The organism is Erythrobacter sp., assembly GCF_024305245.1.
GTDB lineage: Bacteria > Pseudomonadota > Alphaproteobacteria > Sphingomonadales > Sphingomonadaceae > Erythrobacter.
Genome location: NZ_JAMWYX010000004.1, coordinates 276,681 through 297,759 on the forward strand (window position 1 = coordinate 276,681; position 21,079 = coordinate 297,759).

Genomic DNA, 21,079 nt, shown 5'->3' on the forward strand with positions numbered 1-21,079 from the left:
GAAATCACCTGAAGGTTGTCCGATACCGATGATGCTGCGCCTGTCTGCCTGTGTGTCCGTCCTAGCGCTGTCCCTGCCCGTGGGCGCGCCGCTCACCGCGCAGGAGCAGTCGCCGCAGCAGGAGCCAGCCGAAGCCGAAGCCAGGCCCGAGATCATCGTTACCGGGCGCGGGCTGGAGCCGGCGCTGTCGAGCAGCATCTACGCGACCACCATCATCGAGCGCGAGACGATCGTCGCCAGCCCCTCGGGCCGGATCGAGGACGTATTGCGCAATGTCGCGGGGTTCCAGCAGTTCCGCCGATCCGACAGCCGTTCCTCGAACCCGAGCGCGCAAGGCGTCACGCTGCGCGCGCTGGGCGGCAACGCCACCAGCCGCGCGCTGGTGCTGCTCGACGGAGTGCCGCTGGCCGATCCGTTCTTCGGTTACATCCCGCTGTCGGCGGTTCCGCCCGAGACACTCGGCCAGATCCGGGTGACGCGCGGCGGCGGGTCGGGGCCGTTCGGGGCGGGCGCGTTGGCGGGCACGATCGAGCTGGAAAGCGCCGACCCGTCTGCGACCGGCCCGTTCCTCGGCAGCGCAGCCATCAACGACCGGGCGGAGACCGAGGCGAGCGGCGTGCTGACCCAGCGGCTCGGCAGCGGCTTTGCGGTTGCCAGCGGGCGCTGGGACCGCGGGCAGGGCTTCTTCACCACGCCCGAGGATCAACGCGTCCCCGCCACTGCCCGCGCCGGGTTCGACAGCTGGAACGCTGCGTTGCGCGGGGTTGCTCCGCTGACCGATGATGTGGAGTTGCAGGCGCGTGTCGCCGCCTTCCGCGATACCCGCACGCTGCGCTTCAAAGACGCGGATTCGCTCAGCGAAGGGCAGGAGGCGAGTGTGCGCATCGTCGGGCGCGGCGAATGGCAGTTCGATGCGCTCGCCTATATCCAGGCGCGCGACTTCGGCAATGTGGTGATCTCCTCCACCCGCTTCACCCCGGTGCTCGACCAGCGCCGCACCCCCTCGACCGGGATCGGCGGCAAGTTCGAACTGCGCCCGCCGCTGCTCGAAGGGCACGATATCCGCATCGGGGCCGACTACCGCCGCGCCGACGGGGAGCTGCAGGAGGACGCGATCAGCGCGTTTACCGGCACCATCACCGAACGCCGCCGTGCGGGCGGGGCGACCGGGAACCTCGGCCTGTTCGTCGAGGACGACTGGCAGATCGGCCCGCTGATCATCAACGGCGGCCTGCGCGCCGACCGCACCAGCATCACCGATGGCTTCTACCGCGCGGTCGATCCGGCGGGCGCGGTGGTCAGCGAGATCATCGCCCCCGACCGCGCCGACTGGACGCTCAGCTGGCGGGCAGGCGCGCTGTTCTATGCCACCCGGCGGCTCGACCTGCGCGTCGCGGCCTATACCGGGCTGCGCCTGCCGACCCTCAACGAGTTGTACCGCCCCTTCGTGGTGTTCCCGGTGGTGACCCAGGCCAATGCCGCGCTGGAGAACGAGCGGCTCGAAGGCATCGAGATCGGCTTCGACTGGCAGCCGGTCAACGAAGTGGTGCTCTCGCTCACCGCGTTCGACAACGCGGTCGAGAATGCCATTGCCAACGTCACCATCGCCCCCAACCTGCGCCAGCGGCAGAACCTGCCCGCGATCGAGGCGCGCGGGATCGAGGCGAGCGTCGCGGCAAAGGTCGGCGCGGTCAGCCTCGATGGCGCGCTCGCGTGGACCGACGCCGAAGTGCGCGGCGAGGGAGCTTCGCTCGACCTTGACGGCAACCGCCCCACCCAGACCCCCGAGTTCGCGGCCACGCTCACCCTCGGCTGGAAACCTGCGCCCGGCTGGCAGGTCGCGGGCACGCTGCGCCATGTCTCCGCCCAGTTCGAGGACGATCTGGAAAGCGACGTGCTGCCCGCCGCGACCACAGTTGATGCCTTCCTTGCCGCGCCGCTGGTCGGCAAGCTGTCAGTCGTGCTGCGGGGCGAGAACCTGACCGATGAGGCGATCGTTACCCGCAATCAGGGCGGATCGATCGACCTCGGCGTGCCGCGCACCGTGTGGCTTGGCCTGCGTTACGGCTTCTGAGGCAGCGCGTTACGATTGCGCCGCTTCTTCGGCGGGCTGGGTGACCGGCGGGCGGAACGGGAACAGGAACTGCTCCTTGATCGACAGCCGCTTGCGATCGTCCTGTCCGACCACCTCGGATTCGCCTTCGCGATAGGTGCCGAACACCCTGTCCCACAGGATCACGCTGTTGCCGTAATTGCAGCGCGTATCTTCGTAACTCAGTGCGGTGTGGTGCAGGCTGTGGTTGCGGATGGTGGTGAAGAAGAACCCGAACCAGAGCGGCGGATTGGCGCGGACATTGGCGTGGGCATAGGTGGCGATCACGCCGAGGCTGCTGAACGCGGCGAACAGCGCATTAAGATCGACATCGAGCAGCGCGATCACACTCAGCCCGATCAGGAACAGTTCGATCGGATTGCCGATGAAGCCCTTCATCGCGTTCAGCTGCGTGATGTGATGATGCGGCGCATGGGTTAGCCACAGCGGATGCCAGTTATGCATCAAGCGGTGCATCCAGTACTGGCCGAATTCGAACACCAGCATCACGATTGCGACCTGCACCAGGAACGGCAATTCCGCCAGCCACGGGGTCGCGATGCCGAGCGATTGCTTCAGCTGCATCATCGGCGCGTTCACCAGCAGTTCGCTCAGCGTGCCGATCACGCCGTAACCGAAGGCTACATAGAACACGTCGGTAGCCAATTCCTTGCCGGTGATGCGCCAGCCCGCGTGGCGTTCGAACAGCAGTTCGAGCAATTGCACGAAAGCGAGCACGCCAAGCCCGACGACGATGATCGTCCACGGCGCTTCGGCCCAGCTTTCCGGCGCAAAGGCCCAGAACGCGAGCACCGCCGCAAGGGTTGCGGGCGGCAGCAGGTTGATGAGGCGCTGTTTCATCGGACGTTCCCTGTCAGAATGCTCGTAACCATCCCTAGTATTGCACGACCGGCCCCATCCATACGCCATCTTGCCCACCGGGTCGAGCGGGCGGGCACGGCCCCGCAGAGCCGTTCATCTTCGCCCCTGTTGGAGACATATGAGACACTGTCCAGAAGCGAAAAACCCGCCCTCCACACAGCGCTGTTCCAGCGGGCCGATGTTCAGCGGAGATGCAGAGCCGGCCGGTCATGCCCGCGATCCTGCCGCCGCCCGGTAAAGTAGGAAAGCGGGTTTCGCCTGCATCCTCTATCCTTCCGGTAAAACGCCGGATGGGCCGTTATCAGGTGCTTAACCCGCTGCCGATTATGGCTTGGTGCAATATGGGGTGCGAGCCTTTCTGCTCTTGAAGCAGGGGACAGCCCAACGGGTGCAAAACGGATATGGACAAGGCTGCGACAACAGCACAGCTGGAAAATCCGCCCGAACAGGGGGTCGACGAACTGCGCGCCGCGCCGCGCTTCACGCTGCTGATCCGGGCTGCCAAGCTGGCGTCCGCGCAGGGCGAATTCGTCTGCGTCATTCGCGACGTGTCCGAAACCGGTGTCAGCGTCCGCCTGTTCCATGCACTGCCGAGCTGCCAGCAATTCGAACTGCACATGCCCGGCGGCTCGGTCTATCTGGTCGACCGGGTCTGGAACCGCGATAACGAAGCGGGCTTTGCCTTCGCGGAAACGGTCGACATCGCCAAACTGATCAACGAATCCGCCGAATATCCCAAGCGGGGATTGCGGCTGGGCCTGTGTTTTCCGGTCAAAGTCAGAACACTGACGCTGACCTGCGATGCGGTGGTTGAAAACCTGTCGCAGCAGGGCGCACGGTTCGAATGTGATGCGCTGCTGGCGATCGACCAGACGGTGCGGATCGAAGCGCCCGATGGTTCGGGCGCGATGCGCGAAGTGCGCGCCAAGGTGCGCTGGCGCCGCGAACGGCATTACGGGGTGGTGTTCGACGACACGTTCGGCCTTGGCGAATTTGCGCGGCTGGCAGCGCGGCTTCAGGCGCCAGCGTTGCTCTAACGCTAACGCCGCTGCGTTCAGGCCGGCACGAATTTCAGCGCCAGACCATTGATGCAGTGACGCTTTCCGGTGGGCTTCGGCCCGTCCCCGAAGATATGGCCCAGATGCCCGCCGCAATCGGCGCAATGCACTTCGGTGCGGGGGAAGCCGATCTTGTAATCGGTGCTGGTGCCCACGGCCCCCTTGTCGATCGCCCGCCAGAAACTGGGCCAGCCGGTGCCGCTGTCATATTTGTGCGCCGAGCCATAGAGCCGGTTGCCGCAGCCTGCGCACACGAAGGTGCCGCTGCGCTTTTCCTTGTCGAGCGGCGAGGTGTAGGCGCGCTCGGTCCCCGCTTCCCGCAGGATATGGAACTGGTCCTTGGTCAGCACCTTGCGCCATTCGGCCTCGGTCTTGCTGACAGGATAGGATTTCGCCTGGGCTTCGGACGCGCCGCAGGACGCGACCAGCGGCATGGCCACGCCGATCCCGGCGGCGGTAAGAATGGTGCGGCGATGAAGCGGGCGGGTGAGCATCGGGCGTTGTTCCATCATCAGGGTGTAGACTGGCTCCCCTGAATACGTCCGTAACGGCCCGGAAGTTTCACGCCCGCGTAATCGCTGCGATCAGAACTCGGTGATCTCGACCTCGAGCTTGCGGAAGCCGTGGACGAAGTTGGCCCGCACCCGTTCGACATCGCCCGCGACATGCACCCGCATCCGGCGCTTGTGCATTTCCTCCAGCAGCACCTTCAGCTGCAATTCGGCCAGCCGCGCACCGACACAGCGGTGGATGCCGTAGCCGAAGGCGAGATGCCGCCGCGCATTGTCGCGCGTGATGTCGAGCTTGTCGGCGTTGTCGAACACGTCCTCGTCGCGGTTGGCGCTGAGATACCACAGCACCACCTTGTCACCTTTTTTGATGGTCTGCCCGAATACCTCGGTATCCTCGGTGCAGGTGCGGCGCATATGCGCGAGCGGGGTCTGCATACGCAGGCATTCCTGCACCGCGTTGGGGATGAGGTCGGGCCGTTCCTCGAACAATTTGCGCTGGTCGGGGAACTTGTCGAGCCCGTGGATGATGCCGCTCATGGTGTTGCGGGTGGTGTCGTTCCCGCCGACGATCAGCAGCACCAGATTGCCCATGAATTCTTCCGGGCGCATCTGGTTCATCGCGGGCGAATGGAGCATCATCGAGATGAGATCATTGCCCGGCTCCTTGTCCATCGTCCGCTCGACCCACAGCGACTGGAAATAGGCCCCCATTTCCTGAAGGAAGCCCCAGCGGGTTTCATCGAGCGAACGCACGGTGGCGAGTTCGGTATCGCCCGCCCAATCGGACCACAGGGTCAGGAGGCGGCGGTCTTCCCACGGAAATCCGAACAAAATCGCCAGCATTCCGGTGGTCAGTTCGATCGAGACATTCTCCACCCAGTCAAAGGTCTGGCCGCGCGGCAGGCGATCGAGCACTTCGCCGGTGCGGGTGCGGATTTCGGCCTCCATGTCGACCACCGCGCTGGGCGTGAATTTGGGCGCGACAGTGCGGCGCTGGCCGGTGTGTTGCGGGCGATCCATCGCAATGAACATCGGCAGTTCGCGGGTGTCGACCCCGGCGGCTTCGGCCTCTTCCTCGGTCAGCCGGTTGAGGATCGTGATGCCGCCATATTCCCAGCTCGACGAGAAGGTTTCGGGCAGCGCCTCGATATGCTGGATCGCCTTGTGGCCGACCACCGCCCAATAGGGTCCGAACGGGCTTTCGGGGATCCAGTGCAGCGGCCCGGCGGCGCGCATTTCGGCAAAGACCGGCTGCCAGGTGTCCTCGAAATAGATGTCGGAGCGGCTGACGTCCCAGGGGTGGCTGTGCTTGACGCGTTCTTCCGGATGGGCCGCGAAATGGGCCTTCAGCGCATCATAGGCGGTCGGTTCGCGGCGCACTTGCGGGCGTTGCGGGGCGGCGATGGTGGCCATGTCTCTCTCCCGTCGGGCAGCCTCTTGGTGGGGCCGCTCCTGTCCGAGTCGCATCCTGCCTTAGCTGACAGCGATGTCAATAGTGGGTTGCGATTTGGAACCTATTCCGCCGGTTCGCGCGCCGTCATCCGTATCCCCCACCGGCGGGCACGCGGCGCGCGTCCGGCATTGCCCGATTTCATCACCCGCTTGCGGAACAGGCGCGATCCGCCCTTGATCAGCACCAGCACCGCCAGCGCCTGCCACGCCAGCGCGGCGGCGTGCACCCACAGGCTTTCCTCCATCGCCGCGCGCGCCAGCATGGCGAAGGGCGACGACAGCGGGAACACCACCGCCGCCAGTTCCAGCCCCGAACCCGGCTGCTTGATCGTGTAGGCGGCAAGGAAGAACACCATCAACTGCATCATGGTGACCGGCATCGACAGGGTCTGCACCTCGCGCACGGTGTTGGCCATCGCCCCGATCGTCAGGAACAGCGCGCCGAGCAGCAGGTACGCCATCGCGAAATAGACCACGCCCAGCACCAGGAACAGCGGCCAGCCGACTGCGGGTGCAGGCAGGCTCGCGATATCGAAGCCGGTGCTGCCGGTGATCGCAGTGCTGCCGATGCTCCACAGCCCGAAGCCCGCCAGCCCCCAGACCGCGATACCGACGAAGGACACGCCGAGCATCGCGAACAGCTTGCCCATGAATACCGCATCCATCGGGATTGCGGCGGCCAGGATCTCGATGATCTTGTTGGCTTTCTCCTCGACGAGGTTGGACAGTACCATCCCCGCGAGCAGCATCGTCAGCAGGAACAGCACCATCTGCGCGATCTGCGCGGTCTGGATCCGGCTGGAGCGTTCGGCGGCGGCGCTGGTGGTCACGACTTCGCTGACGACCTGCGGGAACACGCTCGGTTCGGTCTTCAGCGCCTGTTCGGCGATCAGCCCGACCGGGCCTTGCCAGCGGGCCAATTGGCCTTCGGTGCCGATCAGTTCGGGCTGGGCGGGGGTGCCGGTGACGATCGCGGCATAATTGCCGCGCCGCGCCTCAAGGAAAGCGCGCGCGTCGAACGCAGGCTCGGTCGCGGCTTCGGGCACTGCGCGCAAGGCGGGCAGAGCGCCGCCCAGCTGCGGGGCAAGCCGCCCGGCTGCGGCCAGCATCGCAGCATTATCCTGCGCGTTCATGGCAAGCCCGACCTCGACGCTCACCGCATCGCGCTGCACTTCGCCGCCGATCATCCCGGCCAGCCCGCCGACGATCACCGGAAACAACGGGCCGAGCAGGAAAAACAGGAAAGCGCGGCTCAGCAGCACGGCGAGGAAGTCGCGGCGGGCGATCACCCATGCGGCTTCGAGCGTGGAGAGGCGCGGGCGGATCGTGTCGGCGGCGTTCATGCGCGGGCCTCCTCGGCATCGGCTTCAAGCTGGCGGGCGGCCGCCTCACCGGCGATGGCGACAAACGCATCGTGCAGCCCGGCGCGCTCGATGGACAGCGACAGGATGCCGGCCTCGCCTTCGATCAGCTGGCGCAGCAGCGGTTCGACGCCGCTTTCGGGCAGCGGAAATTGCAGGAAATCGCCGTTGCGGCGGGTCTCGGCAGGCAGCGCGGCGAGCCATGCGCCTTCGCGCGCCCGCGTTTCCAGCCGTACCTGCGCCGGAATCCGGTCACGCGCGGCCTCGACACTGCCGGCATAGGGCACTTTGCCCCCGGCGATGATCGCCACGCCTTCGCACAGGCGTTCGGCATGGTGGATCACGTGGGTGGAGAAGATTACCGTCACGCCGTCGTCGGCCAGCGCGCGGATCATCCCTTCCAGCTTGCCCTGATTGATCGCGTCGAGCCCGGAGAACGGTTCATCCAGCACCACCAGCTTGGGGCGATGCACCAGCGTGCCGAGCAGCTGGACGGTTTGTGCCATGCCTTTGGAAAGCTGGCGGATCTGGCGGCCCGCTGCATGGCCCAACCCGTGCCTTTCGAGCAGTTCGACCGCCCGCTCGCGCCCGACTTTCAGCGGCAGTCCGCGCAGCGCGCCCATGAAGGCAATCGCTTCGATGCATTTCATCGAAGGGTACAGCCCGCGTTCTTCGGGCAGATAGCCGATCAAGCGGCCGATATCATGCGGCCGGTCATGCCCGAACACGCGGCGCACGCCTTCGTCGGGGTCGATAATGCCCAACAGCATCCGCAGCGTCGTCGTCTTGCCCGCGCCATTGGGGCCGAGAATGCCGTAGATCGCGCCCTCGGGTATCGATATATCCACCCCGTCGACCGCGCGCGTTCCGTCAAAACTCTTGACCAGCCCGCGGGCTTCGATTGCGAGGGGGCGGGTATCGGCGGGAACGGCGCTGAAGCCATCCTCGTGATTGCCCGATATTGAGTGATCGCTTACCGCCATGTCCATGGCTAAGGCGGTTAGTGCGCAGGATTAAACGGGAGCCTCTCCAAATATGGTAAACGCCCCGGCAAGGTCTGATCTGCCGCCTGCCTCTGCCGATGATCTCGGCGCGCGGATTGCCGGGCAGGCGCGCGCGCTGGGCTTTGCCGCCTGCGGGTTCGCCAGCGCAGCCGAAGACCCTGTGCGCGCTGCGCGGCTGGAGACATGGCTGGGCGAAGGCCACCACGGCAGCATGGAGTGGATGGAGGCGCGCGCCGATCAGCGCCGCTCTCCGCAAGACCTGTGGCCGCAGGCGCGCAGCGTAATCGCGCTGGGGATGAGCTACGCCCCGGCGCATGATCCGCTGGCGCTGGAGGCGGCGCCGGACCGCGCGCGTATTTCGGTCTATGCGCAGGGCAAGGATTATCATGATGTCGTGAAAAAGCGGCTGAAGGCGCTGGCCCGCTGGCTGGTGGCCGAAGTGCCCGGCGCGCAAGTGAAGGTGTTCGTCGACACCGCGCCGGTGATGGAAAAACCGCTGGGCGAGGCGGCGGGGATCGGGTGGCAGGGCAAGCACACCAACCTCGTCAGCCCCGATCACGGCAGCTGGCTGTTTCTGGGGGCGATCTACACGACGCTGGAACTGTCGCCGGCTGAGGTCCACCGCGACCAGTGCGGGAGCTGCCGGGCCTGTCTGGATGCCTGCCCGACCAATGCCTTCCCCGCGCCCTATCGGCTCGATGCGCGGCGCTGCATTTCCTATCTCACCATCGAGCACAAGGGGCCGGTTGCGGAGGAATTCCGCGCCGCGCTGGGCAATCGCATCTATGGCTGCGACGATTGTCTGGCGGTGTGTCCGTGGAACAAGTTCGCATCCGAAGCGCAGGCGATGCGTGAGTTTCTCCCCCGCGCCGAACTGGTCGCGCCGCGGCTGGCGGAGTTGCTGGCACTCGACGATGCGGGGTTCCGGTCGCTGTTTTCCGGCTCACCGATCAAGCGGATCGGGCGTGATCGCTTCGTGCGCAACTGTCTTTATGCAGCGGGCAATAGCGGGGATTCGGCGCTGGCTGGGCAGGTCGCGGCGCTGACCGGCGATCCCGATCCGGTGGTTGCCGATGCAGCCGAGTGGGCCTTGGCGCGGCTCAGCTCATGTCCTTGATCGGCACTTCGGGATCGGCCAGCACCGCCGGATCGATCCGGCGCGCCCCGCCTTCGAGCATTTTGCGGGCCTGCACATAATCCTTCATGCTGTTCACGCAATCGAACGCGATCGGCTTGCCGTCCCTGAGATACACCACGGTGAACTTGCGTGTGTCCGGATCGCCGCGCAGCACGGTCGCGTCGAAACCGAGGCTGAGGCCTGCGGTCTGCAATTTGAGATCATACTGGTTCGACCAGAACCACGGCAGCGCCTTGTAGGGTTCCTTATCGCCCATGATCGCCTTCGCCACGGTGCACGCCATGTCGTGCGCGTTCTGGACCGATTCGAGCCGGATCACCGCGTTATCGGCGTAAGGGTTCACGTGGGCAGCGCAGTCACCGATGGCATAGATATCATCCAGCGTGGTGCGGCAGCAGAAATCGACATCGACCCCGTTGGACCCGGCAGCCCCGGCGGCGATCAGCGGCGCGACTGCAGGGACGATGCCGATGCCCGCCACCACCATGTCGCAGGCGATCTCCTCGCCGCTTTCCAATGCAACGCCGGTGACATGGCCCGCATCCTCGCCCAGCACAGCGCGCACGCCGGTTTCAAGCCGCACGTCGACGCCTTGCCTGCGGTGTTCGGAGGCGAAGAAATCCGACATTTCCTCACCCGCGACCCGTGCGAGCAGGCGCGGCAGCATCTCGACCAGCGTGACCTCGCAGCCGAGCTTGCGCAGCACCGCTGCCGCCTCCAGACCGATATAGCCGCCGCCGATCACCACGGCGCGCTTCGCCCCGCTCGCCAGCGCGGCCATCATCGCATCGGCATCAGCCTTGTCGCGGACATAGAACACGCCGGGCAGCACCGCGCCCGGTACCGGCAGGCGGCGCGGATCGCCGCCGCCCGACCAGATCAGCTTGCGATAGGTAACGCTGCCGCCGTCCGACAGGGTCAGCCGGTGCGCCGCCGGATCGATGCCCGTCACCGCGGCCCCCAGCCTGAGATCGATGCTCTTGTCGGCCCAGAACCTTTCGGGCCGGATCATGATCCGTTCGAACCCCTTGTCCCCGGCGAGATATTCCTTCGACAGCGGCGGGCGTTCGTAAGGCGGCGCAGCGTCGCGCCCGATCATCAGGATCGAACCTTCGTGCCCCTGCTGGCGCAGGGCGATCGCCGCCTGCGCCCCGCCGTGGCCGGTGCCGACGATCACCACGTCGGCGTGCAGCGGCGATTGTGAGGAAGATGATGTTGCCATGGCCTCGCTATGTCCGTTCCGCGTCATGCGGCCATTGACTTGCCGCAAACGCCCGCCGGGTCAACCTGACTGCACCATCAGCCGCTACCGTTCGAGCAGATTGCGCGCCTGGCTGGCGATCTGCGCGAGCATTGCTGGTCTGACGGGCGGACGCGACTGCGCCCGGGCGATCATTGCGCGGAATTGCGCCACGGCCTGGCTGTTGCGGGCCGACCATTCCTCAACCGCGCCCGGCGGATCGTCCTTGCCGGTCTTGCGCCGCATCAGCCGCCGCAGGAATTCGAGCCGCATCTGCTGGAAATCGCGGGCGAGGCCCGACACCAGCAACCTGTCCCACACATCCGAAGGCGACATGTGCGCAGCGATCCCCTGCGCCCAGTCCAGACCCAGCTTTCCGCCGATACTGGTGAAGGCATGGGTCAGCAGCTTGGCATCGATCCCGGTTTCCAGCGCCAGCTTCGCCAGCCCCACCGCGCCATCGAAATCGAACAGGTTGGCGACCCTTGCGGCGAGCGCATCGGGCGATCCGGCCGCGACAAAGCTGCTGCGCAATTCGCGTGACCGCGCGCGCGGCTCGGCAGCGAGCAGTTCTTCGCGGGCATCGGCCAGCAGAGCGACGCCCGATCCCAGTTCGGCCACCATCGCTCCGGTAGCCACCTTGCCCGCGGCCGTGCGCAGCACGTCGGACATGAGGTTGCCCACCGCTGCGGCCAGCCGGTCGAACAGCGCAAGACGCGCGGCTTCGGGGATGTCGGCTGCATCCAGTTCGCGCCACAGCGCATCGAGCCCGAACAATCGCTCGGTCACGACGAATGCCGCGGCGACATCGGCAAGGCCCACGCCTTCTTCCTCGGCCAGTTCGAACGGATGCACCATGCCCATCCGGTTGACGATGCGGTTGGACAGGCTGGTCGCGATCATCTCGCGCCGCAGCCGGTGGCCCCGGATCTGCGCGGCGTAGTTCTTGCGCATCGCCGAAGGGAAGCGCGCCAGCAGCACCGGTTCGAGCACGGGATCATCGACCAGCCCGCTCGCCTCGATCGCGTCCTGCAAGGCCAGCTTGGCCGACGACAGCAGCACCGCGAGTTCGGGGCGGGTCAGCCCTTGCCCGTCAGCCGCGCGGCGCAGCAAAGCCTCGCCATCGGCCAGCCCTTCGGTGCGGCGGTCGAAATCGCTGATTTCCTCCAGCCGTTCGATCAGCCGGACATAGGCCGGCGTCGCCCCGTCGCCGCCCGCTTCGGCAATCGACAGCGCCAGCGCCTGCAGGCGGTTGTCCTCCAGCACGATGGCGGCGACCTCGTCGGTCATCGCGGCGAGCAGCGTGTTGCGCTTCTTCTCGGTCAGCTTGCCGTCGCGCATCGCAGCGGCCAGCGCGATCTTGATGTTGACCTCGTTGTCCGAACAATCGACCCCGGCGGAATTGTCGATGAAGTCGGTGTTGATGCGTCCTCCATTGAGCGAGAACGCGATCCGCCCCGCCTGCGTCACGCCCAAGTTCGCGCCCTCGCCGATCACCCGCGCGCGCACCTCGTCGGCATCTACGCGCAGGGCATCATTGGCCGGATCGCCGACCTGGATGTGGTTTTCCTGCGGCGCCTTCACATAGCTGCCGATCCCGCCGAACCACATCAGGTCGACAGGCGCGCGCAGAATCGCGGAAATCAGCGCATCGGGTTCGATTTCCTTTTCCGTAATGCCCAGCAGTTCGCGCGCCTGCTTGGGCAGCTTGATGCGTTTGGACGCGCGCGAGAACACCCCGCCACCCTTTGAAATCAACGCCGCGTCGTAATCCTCCCAGCTCGACCGGGGGAGTTCGAACAGCCGCTTGCGTTCCTTCCAGCTCGTCATCGGATCGGGCGCGGGGTCGATGAAGATGTGGCGGTGATCGAAGGCCGCGACCAGCTTCAGCGCCCGGGACAGCAGCATCCCGTTGCCGAACACATCGCCCGACATATCGCCGCAGCCCGCGACGGTGATGGAATCCGATTGCACATCGATCCCCATCTCGCGGAAATGCCGCTGGACGCTGACCCACGCACCGCGCGCGGTGATGCCCATCGCCTTGTGGTCATATCCGTTGGAACCGCCGCTGGCGAAGGCATCGTCGAGCCAGAAATCGCGGCTTTGCGCGATGCCGTTCGCGATGTCGGAGAATGTTGCCGTGCCCTTGTCGGCGGCGACCACGAAATAGGGGTCTTCGCCGTCGAGCACTTCGACTGCGGCGGGATGCACCACCCGGCCATCGACGATATTGTCGGTGATCGACAGCAGGGTGCGGATGAACACCTCGTAACTGGCGCGCCCTTCGGCGGCCCAGCCTTCGCGGTCGATCGCCGGCGACGGCAGCTGCTTGGGATAGAACCCGCCCTTCGCCCCGGTCGGCACGATCACCGCGTTCTTGACCCGCTGCGCCTTCATCAGGCCGAGCACTTCGGTGCGGAAATCGTCGCGCCGGTCGGACCAGCGCAGCCCGCCGCGCGCCACCGCGCCCGAACGCAAGTGAATGCCTTCGACCCGGCGCGAATAGACGAAGATTTCGCGCCACGGCAGCGGTTTGGGCAGGCCGGGGACACAGTGACTGTCGATCTTGAAGGCCAGCGCTTCGGCAGCGGCGGGCGCAAAGGCGTTGGTGCGCAGGATCGCGTCGATCACCGCACGATAGCGCCGCAGCAGCCGGTCATCATTGATCGCGGTGACTTTGGAAAGGCCGCGCGCATAGGCGCCCTGCGCGGCGGCGATCGCTTCTTCGCGGTCGCCGATGAAGGCCGGATCGTGGCGCGCGGCGAACAGATCGATCATCGCGCGCGTCGCCTGCGGGGCCGCCACCAGTGCATCGACCACGGTGTAGATGGTGTAGCTGACCCCGGTCTGGCGCAGATAGCGATAGATCGCGCGCAGCCAGTTCGCAGATCGCGGGGCGAGCCCGGTGGCAGCGATCAGCCGATTGAACGGATCGTCCTCGGCTGCGGCGTTGAGCACATCGGCCATCGCCTGCTCGATCAGCGCAGCCCGGTCGAGCAGCGTTGCCGCATCCATCCTCGCAGGCACGGTCAGGATGAAATCATGGATCGACCCCAAAGCCGGATCGGTCAGCAAGGTCGGCAGTTCGGCATCGACCCGAAAGCCGAAATTTTCCAGCGCGGGGACGGCATCGGACAAGGCCAGCCCGCCGCGCGCGCAATAGATCTTCAGCCGCAGGCTATCGGCGGCATCGCTGTCGAGGCGGTAAAGCCGGGTCGCGCGGTCGGGCCGGGCGGGGGCGGCGGGATCATCGCTCTCGGTCAGGGCCAGTGTGCGCAGCCGCCCGATATCGCGCGCCGCCTCGGCCGCGCCGTAGGCAAGGCGGTAACCGGTCGGGAAAGCGGGGGCATAGCGCGCCGCGATTGCGGCGGCGCGGCCCGCATCCTCGTCTTTTGCCAGATGGGTTGCCACCGCCTCGTTCCAGCCGCGCAGCAGATCGACCAGTTGCGCTTCGATCTTTGCCGGATCGGCAAGGCTGTCGCAGCCGCGCACATCGATCAGGAACCGCAGCAGCGCCAGCGTGCTGCCTTCGACCTCGAGGCTCCAGTCGAGCAGGCCCGCACCCGGCGCGTCGAGCAACATCGCCTGAATCTGCATCCGGACATCGGTGGACAGCTGGTCACGCGGCAGCCAGACGAAGGCGAAGACGTGCCGCTCCAGCGTCGATTGCACCATCACCACGCGCGGGCGCGGACGGTCGATCAGCGCCATCTTGGTGGTGGCGAGTTCCGTCACCCGCGTCCGCCCGAAGGCGATCAGCAGATCGTTGGGCAGGCTGGTGAAGGCATGCACCAGCGCCTTTCCATTATGCCCCGCCCGGTCGAAGCCGAGCTTGCCGGTCAGTTCGGCCAGCGTCTGGCGCAGCACCGGTACTTCGCTGGGGCGGGCGCTCAACGCGGCGCTGGTCCATAGCCCAGCATGGATCGAAAGCGCGGTGACCTTCCCCCGATCGTCGCGCAGCGGCACGATAAACAGGTCGAGCGGGCTGACGCGGTGAACGCGGGACTGCACGTTGGACTTTATGACCAGCAGCGTGCGCGGGTTTCCGGCGGTATCTTCGCCGTCGAACCATTCGAACGCCCGCGCAAGCGAGGCTTCGGCCAGCAATTCGCGCGCCGAAGCGCGGCAGATGCCGAGTACCGCCTCCTCGCGCCCGTCGCGGTGGCGGGTGAGATGGCCGAGCTGCGTCAGCATCCCGCCATTGAGCCAGCCGAGCAGCGCGGCCGCCTCCTGATCATGCGCGGCGGCAAGCGCTGCGTCGGTGGTCATGGCGGCCTGCATCAGCGGCCAATCGGCGACGGCGGCATGCACATCGGTCAGGGTTGCCTGCAACGCCTCGCGCAATTCGCGGCGCTGGCGGGCGTCGACCCGCGGGGTTTCGACATAGATCAGCGATTCGTTCGATCCGGGTGCTGCAGTGCCGCCAGTCGCCTTGCCACCGGGCTTGCCGATCGCGACAATCGCGCCGTCCGCGTCGCGCGTGACCGCCACCACCGGGTGCAGCAGCCGGTCGATCGCCAGCCCCTGCGCGGCGATGGTGGACGCGACCGAATCGACCAGAAACGGCATGTCGTCATTGATGACCGCGATGCGCAGGTGGCGCCGTTCGCCGCTGGTCGATGCGATCTGCACCACCGGCGCGCTGGTCGGGCGGGAGTTCGCGGCAGCAAGCAGATAATCCGCCGCCTCGCTCACCGCCGCCTTTTCGAAGGGGCCATCGCCGGGCAGCAGCGATGCTTGGAGATGCGCCTGAAGCGCAGTCTGCAACTTGTTTTCCGGCGCTTTGCCAGCGGTCTTCGGTCCCATCAGCGGCTCCCGCCATCCTGCTTTTTCGGCATTACTATCGAGTAATTATATTATGCCGGATTGTTGTTATCGTGTTCGGAGCGATACGCCCTTCCCCCCATCCCGCGCAAGCGCGATGATAACCCGATATTATCCCGCCAACGCGTTTTCGCAGGCATCCAGCGTGAGTTCGAGTGAGCGGACGCGCGCCGCCGGGTCATAGGTCGCGCCGCACAGCATGATCTCGTCGGCACCGGTGCGCTGGACGAAGGCGGCGATGGCCTGGCGCACCTGCGCAGGCGTGCCGACTGCCGCCGCCTGCCCCAGATGGGCGAGCATCGCCTGCGCCGGGGCGGGCAGGGTATCGGCATAATCGGCAATCGGAGGCGGCAGCTTGCCGGGATTGCCGCTGCGCAGCCGCACGAAGCTTTGCTGCTGGCTCGATGCGAGCAAGCGGGCGTCGGCCTCGGTATCGGCGGCGAAGACGTTCATCGCCACCATCACATGCGGCTTTTCGAGCGCGTCGGACGGCTGGAAATCGCGGCGGTAAACCGCCAGCGCGGCATCGAGGTGATCGGGCGCGAAATGCGCGGCAAAAGCGTAGGGCAGGCCCAGCTTGGCGGCCAATTGCGCGCCGAACAGGCTCGATCCGAGCATCCACAATTCGACATGCGCGCCGAGGCCCGGCGTGGCGTGGATCGGCAGGTCGATGTCGCCGGTCAGCAGTGCACGCAGTTCGACCACGTCCTGCGGGAAGTATTCGGCGGCCTGATTGAGATTCTTGCGCAGCGCGCGCTGCAATTCCGGCCCGGCGCCCGGTGCGCGGCCCAGCCCCAGATCGACGCGGCCCGGAAACAGCGCGTCCAGCGTGCCGAATTGTTCGGCAATCTGGAACGGGGTGTGATTGGGCAGCATGATCCCGCCCGAACCGATCCGGATGCGGCTGGTGGCATTGCCGATATGCGCGAGCACGACCGACGTCGCTCCGCCTGCGATACCGTCCATCGCGTGATGTTCGGCCACCCAGAACCGCTTGGCTCCCGCAGCTTCGGCGGCGCGGGCGAGGTCGGTGGCGGCGGCGAAGGCCTCGGTCAGTGTCCCGCCTTCACGCACGGGCACAAGGTCGAGCACGGCAAAATCGGTCATCAGCGCGGCTCCGGTTGGGGTAAGATTTCGGGTTCGGGTTCTGGCGCAGGCGCGGGGACAGGTTCCGGCGCAGTGTCCTGAGGGGCAAGTTGTGCGAGATAATCGCGCGCGGTTGCCGCGACCGGGCTTTCCGGCGCAAGGTCGATCACCGATTGCCAGCTTTGCCGCGCGGCATCCTCGCGTCCGGCCAGCACCGCAATCACCCCGGCTTCCAGCCCGATTTCCGGGTTGGTTGGCGCGAGTCCTGCCGCGTGTTCGATCGCGCCCTGCGCCTTGTCCAGCCGCTCCAGCCGCCGCAGCAAGGTCGCCTTGAGCAGCCAGCCTTCGCTGCGTTCGGGTGCCAGCGTGGTCGCCATGTCGAGCGCGGCCAGCGCATCGTCACCGCGGCCCATCGTCACCAGCACGCGCGCACGGTCGATCGCGGCCAGTGCCTGCATCGGCGCGGATTGCGCAGCGCGCGCATCATCCGCCGCCTGCCCCAGCAGATCGAGCGCACCTTGCGCATCCCCGCTCGCCAAGGCTGCATTGCCGGCCATCAAGGCGAACCGGGCGCGGGTGCGCGCTTCGTCTGCGGGCGTTTCCGCGCGCGCGTCGAGGAAGGCGGCGCGGGCATCGTCCCACAGGCCCAGCTCGGTCGCTGCCGTGCCGAGGCAGTGGTTGGCCAGCACCCGATCAGGCCCGGTCGTCTCGCTGCGGCGGATTTGCGCGGTGGTGTGCGCGCGGGCAGGATCCTCCGCCAACTGGTCGAGACACGATACCAACCACGCGCTGGTGGGGTTGAGCATTTCGGGTTCGGCTGGCTGTTCGGCGGCGGGGCGCGGCGGACGATCGCGCACCAGATCATCGCCCTGCATTCCCCCGCCCATGGGATCGGGGCCGACCTGTAGCAGCATGGCGAGGAGCAGGGACATATTGCGATCTATCCGTAAAATCCGGCCACAACGGCCTTGAGCAGTTCGACGTCGCCGGGGCGCGACAGGCGGTGATCGCCGTCATCTATCAGGCTCACCTGTACGTCGTCCGAACGCAGCGCCTGTTTGAGGCGGAGGCTGATCTCCCACGGCACATCGGCATCGCACTTCCCGTGCAGCAGGTGCACCGGGCAGGCGAGGTCGATTTCACCCTCCAGCCGAACATGGCACTCGGCATCGGCAAAAAACTTCGCATAGGTTGGCGTCGGTTCGGGGCCGTAGGGGTTCGGTTCGTAAATGGTCTCGCCCGCCGCCAGCTGCGCGCGCTGGGCTTCGGTGTAGCCCCAGCGGGTGAAATCGGGCGCGGGCGCGATGCCGATCATGCCTGCCAGCCGCTCATCCAGTCGCCCACCCAGTCGCTGCGCCACCAGCAGCATCAGCCAGCCGCCCATCGACGACCCCACCAGCAGCACCGGCCCGGACGCGTAGCTGGCGATCAGCGCCAGCACCTCGTCACGCCAGCGCGATAGTGTGCCGTCGGCGAATTCCCCGGCGCTTTGCCCGCAGCCCGAATAGTCCATCAGCAGGCAGGCGCGGCCCTTGGCCTCGGCCTCGGCGAACAGCGCGGTCGCCTTGCCGCCTTGCATGTCGGACATATAGCCGGGCAGGAACACCAGCGCCGGGCCGGTCCCATGGGTGTAGCGGAAGGCAATCCGGCGGCCGTCGTACAGCGTGTGATGCATAACTTCACTCATCGCACCACCATGCCTTGCGAAAGCGGGCCTGTGCAAGCACTGTCACAGCACCGCAACGGTTCAGGGATAAGCGCGCAGCCATGATGAAAACCGATCAGCTCGCCGGTCTTCCGGCTGCTTCGCCTTCCGCGCTCACCCGCCGCGGATTGTTCACTCTGGCAGGCGCTTCGGCGGCAATGGCGGCGACCCCGCTGGCCGCGCGCAGCTTCGGCAGCGGGTTTACCCACGGAGTCGCCAGCGGTGAGCCGGGCGCGAACAGCGTGCTGTTGTGGACACGCTATGTCGCCGATCAGGCGGTCGACCTCGCATGGCAGGTCAGCGAGAGCGAGGATTTCTCGGCGCCGGTAGCCGAAGGCAGCGTTCGCGCCAGCGACAGCCGCGACTGGTGTGCCAAGGGGATCGCCTCCGGACTCCAGCCGGGGCGCTGGTATTTCTATCGCTTCGTCGCGCCGAATGGCACCGCATCCGCCACCGGCCGCACCCGCACCCTGCCCGAAGCGGGCACCCCGTCGTTCAAGCTGGCGGTGTTTTCCTGCTCCAATTACGGGTTCGGCTGGTTCAACGCCTATGGCCATGCCGCCGAAGCGAACGACGCCGATCTTGCCGTGCATCTGGGCGATTACATCTACGAATATGGCGCGGGCACCTATCCCGATCCGACGCAGGCCAATGGCGAGCGGATGCTGGCCCCGGCCAGCGAGATCGTGACGCTCACCGATTACCGCCTGCGTTATGCCACCTACCGCGCCGACCCCGATCTCCAGCGCCTGCATCAGGTGCTGCCGATGATCGCGGTGTGGGACGATCACGAAAGCGCGAACGACAGCTGGAAGGACGGCGCGCAGAACCACCAGAGCGATACCGAAGGCGAATGGCAGGTCCGCAAGGACATCGCCAAGCGGGTGTACCGCGAATGGATGCCGGTGTCGGACGAGCCCTATGCCGCCTATCAGGTTGGCGATCTCGCCACCCTGTTCCGGCTCGACACGCGGCTGGAAGGGCGCGACCAGCAGTTCGATCTGGGCAAGGTTCTGGAAGGCCAGACCAATCCGCAAGGCGCGATGGAGGCCTTGGCGAAGTTCAAGGACGGCGCATGGGCCGATCCTGAGCGCCAGCTGCTGGGTCAGGTGCAGGAAGAATGGCTGGCCAACGGGCTGTTCGCCTCCACCGCCAGCGGAACCGCGTGGCAGGTGCTGGTGCAGCAGGTGCTGATCGGTAACCTGCGCACCCCGGTCAGTCTGGTCGATCAGCTGGGCGATGCCCTGCCCGATTATATCCGCCAGCGTCTGACGGCGGCCGCGATGGCGAGCCGGACCGGCCTGCCCGCCAACATGGATGCTTGGGACGGTTACCCCGCCGCGCGCGAGCGTGTGTTCAAGGCGGCGCTGGCCGCCGATGCCAATCTGCTGGTGCTGGCGGGCGATACCCATAATGGCTGGGCGTTCGAGCTGGCGCAGGACGGCGCGAAGGTGGGCGTGGAGCTGGGCGTGTGTTCGGTCAGCTCGCCGGGTTTCGAAAGCTACCTTTCGTTCCTGCCGCCGCAGGATCTCGCCAGCGCGCTGGTCAGCACCAACGCGAACCTGAAATGGGCTGACACGGCGCAGCGCGGTTACATGGTGGTGGAGCTGACCCCGACGCGGGCGGTGACCGAATACCGCTTCACCAGCACTATCAAGCAACGCTCGACCAAGCTGGCGGGCACGAAGCGGATCGCGACCACGAAGGGATCGGGTGCGCTGGAGGTCTAGTCGCGGCTGAAGATCGCCTCGATCGGTAGTTCGAACAGTTCGGCGATGGTGAAGGCCAGCGGGAGCGAGGGGTCGTAGCGGCCCTTTTCGATGGCGTTGACGCTCTGACGGCTGACGCCGAGGCGATCGGCCAGATCCTGCTGCGACCAGTCCCGCTCAGCCCGCAGCACCTTCAGGCGGTTGTTCATGCGCTCCCCCAGGTGCCGTGCTGGATCCGGTTTACGACTGCCCCCACGATCAAACCGAAAAACCAGGCCGCCGCGACCCAATAGGAATCGACATGCGGCACCAGATCGGCGCTTTCAAGGAAACCCCACACTGAAGCGGCGCTCAGAGCGACGGCGGTGGCGATGAGGGACTGGCGGACGGTCAGCATGCGCAGGAACTCGTCCTTCTCCTCGACTATCAGGCGCCCGATGGCCCAGAAAACGCCGATCACCGCAAGCCCCGGCAGCAGGGCGACGAGGAAACGGACCAGTTGCGGCCCGGATGCGGGATCATCGAAGAAGGATAACAAAGCGACCGCGATCAGATAGAGCGAGGTGAACACAGCAACCCGCTTGATATAGCGCGCCTGCGCCAGCCCGCGTTCCGTTTTGGTCCCCTGTTTCGCCCGGACCGAAAGCTGGGCTGCACGGATCACCGCTGCGAGCAGGGCAAGCGGGACCAGCGCCAGCACGAGAACGGTTTCCCGCCCTTCGATCGCGCCCGTCGCAGCCAGCAAGCCGAGCGCAATGGAACTCGCCAGAAACAATCCGCTCCAGAACAGCGGCCCGCGACCGAGCACCCCCGCGTTTGCCGTGCTGCCGGTCACGATGCCGACCTCCGGACGCACGTTCCTGCACTCCGGAGCGAGAGCACGGCCAGAATCGGCAGCACGAAGATGAACAGCTTTGCGGTATCCTCGGCAATCAGCCCGCGCGATTGCAACAGCGCGGCGATCAGGATGGCGGCGGCCCACAGGAGGGCTTTGGCGATGTTGGTCATTAGAC

At 66.4% G+C, this 21,079-nt stretch carries 17 protein-coding genes; 4 read left to right on the plus strand and 13 right to left on the minus strand.

What is annotated here, in order from left to right; all coding sequences use genetic code 11:
* Positions 1-28: 28 nt before the first annotated feature.
* Complete coding sequence (locus Q0L48_RS08105) at positions 29-2,074, plus strand: TonB-dependent receptor (protein WP_296719450.1); 2,046 nt, start codon at positions 29-31, stop codon at positions 2,072-2,074.
* Positions 2,075-2,083: 9 nt separating this feature from the next.
* Here the strand turns inward: Q0L48_RS08105 and Q0L48_RS08110 are convergent, their stop codons facing one another.
* Positions 2,084-2,953, minus strand: a complete 870-nt coding sequence (locus Q0L48_RS08110) for a sterol desaturase family protein (RefSeq protein ID WP_296719453.1) — start codon at positions 2,951-2,953, stop codon at positions 2,084-2,086.
* A gap of 422 nt (positions 2,954-3,375) precedes the next feature.
* Between Q0L48_RS08110 and Q0L48_RS08115 the strand changes: the two genes are divergently transcribed.
* Positions 3,376-4,011 carry a PilZ domain-containing protein gene (locus Q0L48_RS08115; RefSeq protein WP_296719456.1) on the plus strand — a complete coding sequence of 212 codons (636 nt, stop codon included), beginning with the start codon at positions 3,376-3,378 and terminating at the stop codon, positions 4,009-4,011.
* Positions 4,012-4,028: 17 nt separating this feature from the next.
* Here Q0L48_RS08115 and msrB read toward each other — a convergent pair whose 3' ends face one another.
* The 4 genes from msrB to Q0L48_RS08135 all read right to left on the minus strand — a co-directional run bounded on the left by msrB (position 4,029) and on the right by Q0L48_RS08135 (position 8,346).
* Positions 4,029-4,541, minus strand: coding sequence for a peptide-methionine (R)-S-oxide reductase MsrB (gene msrB / locus Q0L48_RS08120; protein ID WP_296719705.1), 513 nt, complete (start codon positions 4,539-4,541; stop codon positions 4,029-4,031).
* A gap of 75 nt (positions 4,542-4,616) precedes the next feature.
* A complete protein-coding gene (locus Q0L48_RS08125) occupies positions 4,617-5,957 on the minus strand; it encodes a cytochrome P450 (RefSeq protein WP_296719458.1) in 1,341 nt (446 codons plus the stop codon).
* Between the two features lie 101 nt (positions 5,958-6,058).
* On the minus strand, positions 6,059-7,339 hold the full coding sequence (locus Q0L48_RS08130) for an ABC transporter permease (protein ID WP_296719459.1): 1,281 nt from the start codon (positions 7,337-7,339) through the stop codon (positions 6,059-6,061).
* Positions 7,336-8,346, minus strand: a complete 1,011-nt coding sequence (locus Q0L48_RS08135; protein WP_296719462.1) for an ABC transporter ATP-binding protein — start codon at positions 8,344-8,346, stop codon at positions 7,336-7,338. The genes Q0L48_RS08130 and Q0L48_RS08135 overlap by 4 nt, the downstream gene beginning before the upstream one ends.
* Positions 8,347-8,392: 46 nt before the next feature.
* Here Q0L48_RS08135 and queG point away from each other — a divergent pair, with 46 nt between their 5' ends.
* Positions 8,393-9,478: a tRNA epoxyqueuosine(34) reductase QueG gene (gene queG / locus Q0L48_RS08140; RefSeq protein WP_296719464.1), complete on the plus strand. Its 1,086-nt coding sequence runs from the start codon at positions 8,393-8,395 to the stop codon at positions 9,476-9,478.
* Here the strand turns inward: queG and Q0L48_RS08145 are convergent.
* The 5 genes from Q0L48_RS08145 to Q0L48_RS08165 form a co-directional block, all read right to left on the minus strand.
* Positions 9,462-10,721: an FAD-dependent oxidoreductase gene (locus Q0L48_RS08145; protein ID WP_296719467.1), complete on the minus strand. Its 1,260-nt coding sequence runs from the start codon at positions 10,719-10,721 to the stop codon at positions 9,462-9,464. The two genes, queG and Q0L48_RS08145, sit on opposite strands and share 17 nt — an antisense overlap.
* Positions 10,722-10,805: 84 nt before the next feature.
* Positions 10,806-15,548 carry an NAD-glutamate dehydrogenase domain-containing protein gene (locus tag Q0L48_RS08150; RefSeq protein WP_296719470.1) on the minus strand — a complete coding sequence of 1,581 codons (4,743 nt, stop codon included), beginning with the start codon at positions 15,546-15,548 and terminating at the stop codon, positions 10,806-10,808.
* A 129-nt stretch (positions 15,549-15,677) separates the two neighbouring features.
* Positions 15,678-16,673, minus strand: coding sequence for an LLM class flavin-dependent oxidoreductase (locus Q0L48_RS08155; protein WP_296719472.1), 996 nt, complete (start codon positions 16,671-16,673; stop codon positions 15,678-15,680).
* Positions 16,673-17,584, minus strand: a complete 912-nt coding sequence (locus Q0L48_RS08160; RefSeq protein ID WP_296719473.1) for a tetratricopeptide repeat protein — start codon at positions 17,582-17,584, stop codon at positions 16,673-16,675. The genes Q0L48_RS08155 and Q0L48_RS08160 overlap by 1 nt, the downstream gene beginning before the upstream one ends.
* Before the next feature lie 8 nt (positions 17,585-17,592).
* Complete coding sequence (locus tag Q0L48_RS08165; RefSeq protein WP_296719476.1) at positions 17,593-18,339, minus strand: alpha/beta hydrolase; 747 nt, start codon at positions 18,337-18,339, stop codon at positions 17,593-17,595.
* 80 nt (positions 18,340-18,419) lie between these two features.
* Here Q0L48_RS08165 and Q0L48_RS08170 point away from each other — a divergent pair, with 80 nt between their 5' ends.
* Positions 18,420-20,087, plus strand: coding sequence for an alkaline phosphatase (locus Q0L48_RS08170; protein WP_296719478.1), 1,668 nt, complete (start codon positions 18,420-18,422; stop codon positions 20,085-20,087).
* On the opposite strand, the gene Q0L48_RS08175 is transcribed toward Q0L48_RS08170, so the two are convergent.
* From Q0L48_RS08175 to Q0L48_RS08185, 3 genes are read right to left on the minus strand one after another with little or no spacing between them, the layout of a single operon-like run.
* A complete protein-coding gene (locus Q0L48_RS08175; RefSeq protein ID WP_296719481.1) occupies positions 20,084-20,275 on the minus strand; it encodes a helix-turn-helix transcriptional regulator in 192 nt (63 codons plus the stop codon). The two genes, Q0L48_RS08170 and Q0L48_RS08175, sit on opposite strands and share 4 nt — an antisense overlap.
* Positions 20,272-20,922, minus strand: coding sequence for a hypothetical protein (locus Q0L48_RS08180; protein WP_296719483.1), 651 nt, complete (start codon positions 20,920-20,922; stop codon positions 20,272-20,274). Before Q0L48_RS08180 ends, Q0L48_RS08175 begins: the two co-directional genes overlap by 4 nt.
* Positions 20,898-21,074 carry a hypothetical protein gene (locus Q0L48_RS08185; protein ID WP_296719485.1) on the minus strand — a complete coding sequence of 59 codons (177 nt, stop codon included), beginning with the start codon at positions 21,072-21,074 and terminating at the stop codon, positions 20,898-20,900. Before Q0L48_RS08185 ends, Q0L48_RS08180 begins: the two co-directional genes overlap by 25 nt.
* Between the last annotated feature and the right edge of the window lie 5 nt (positions 21,075-21,079).

Bases quoted from the DNA above. Each gene is read 5' to 3' on its own strand.
- Q0L48_RS08130 (WP_296719459.1), bottom strand. From the start codon at position 7,339: ATGAACGCCGCCGACACGATCCGCCCGCGCCTCTCCACGCTCGAAGCC.
- Q0L48_RS08170 (WP_296719478.1), top strand. From the start codon at position 18,420: ATGATGAAAACCGATCAGCTCGCCGGTCTTCCGGCTGCTTCGCCTTCC.
- Q0L48_RS08155 (WP_296719472.1), bottom strand. From the start codon at position 16,673: ATGACCGATTTTGCCGTGCTCGACCTTGTGCCCGTGCGTGAAGGCGGG.
- Q0L48_RS08115 (WP_296719456.1), top strand. From the start codon at position 3,376: ATGGACAAGGCTGCGACAACAGCACAGCTGGAAAATCCGCCCGAACAG.
- Q0L48_RS08110 (WP_296719453.1), bottom strand. From the start codon at position 2,953: ATGAAACAGCGCCTCATCAACCTGCTGCCGCCCGCAACCCTTGCGGCG.
- Q0L48_RS08135 (WP_296719462.1), bottom strand. From the start codon at position 8,346: ATGGACATGGCGGTAAGCGATCACTCAATATCGGGCAATCACGAGGAT.
- Q0L48_RS08160 (WP_296719473.1), bottom strand. From the start codon at position 17,584: ATGTCCCTGCTCCTCGCCATGCTGCTACAGGTCGGCCCCGATCCCATG.
- Q0L48_RS08150 (WP_296719470.1), bottom strand. From the start codon at position 15,548: ATGGGACCGAAGACCGCTGGCAAAGCGCCGGAAAACAAGTTGCAGACT.
- Q0L48_RS08175 (WP_296719481.1), bottom strand. From the start codon at position 20,275: ATGAACAACCGCCTGAAGGTGCTGCGGGCTGAGCGGGACTGGTCGCAG.
- Q0L48_RS08105 (WP_296719450.1), top strand. From the start codon at position 29: ATGATGCTGCGCCTGTCTGCCTGTGTGTCCGTCCTAGCGCTGTCCCTG.
- queG (WP_296719464.1), top strand. From the start codon at position 8,393: ATGGTAAACGCCCCGGCAAGGTCTGATCTGCCGCCTGCCTCTGCCGAT.
- Q0L48_RS08165 (WP_296719476.1), bottom strand. From the start codon at position 18,339: ATGAGTGAAGTTATGCATCACACGCTGTACGACGGCCGCCGGATTGCC.
- Q0L48_RS08125 (WP_296719458.1), bottom strand. From the start codon at position 5,957: ATGGCCACCATCGCCGCCCCGCAACGCCCGCAAGTGCGCCGCGAACCG.
- msrB (WP_296719705.1), bottom strand. From the start codon at position 4,541: ATGGAACAACGCCCGATGCTCACCCGCCCGCTTCATCGCCGCACCATT.
- Q0L48_RS08145 (WP_296719467.1), bottom strand. From the start codon at position 10,721: ATGGCAACATCATCTTCCTCACAATCGCCGCTGCACGCCGACGTGGTG.
- Q0L48_RS08185 (WP_296719485.1), bottom strand. From the start codon at position 21,074: ATGACCAACATCGCCAAAGCCCTCCTGTGGGCCGCCGCCATCCTGATC.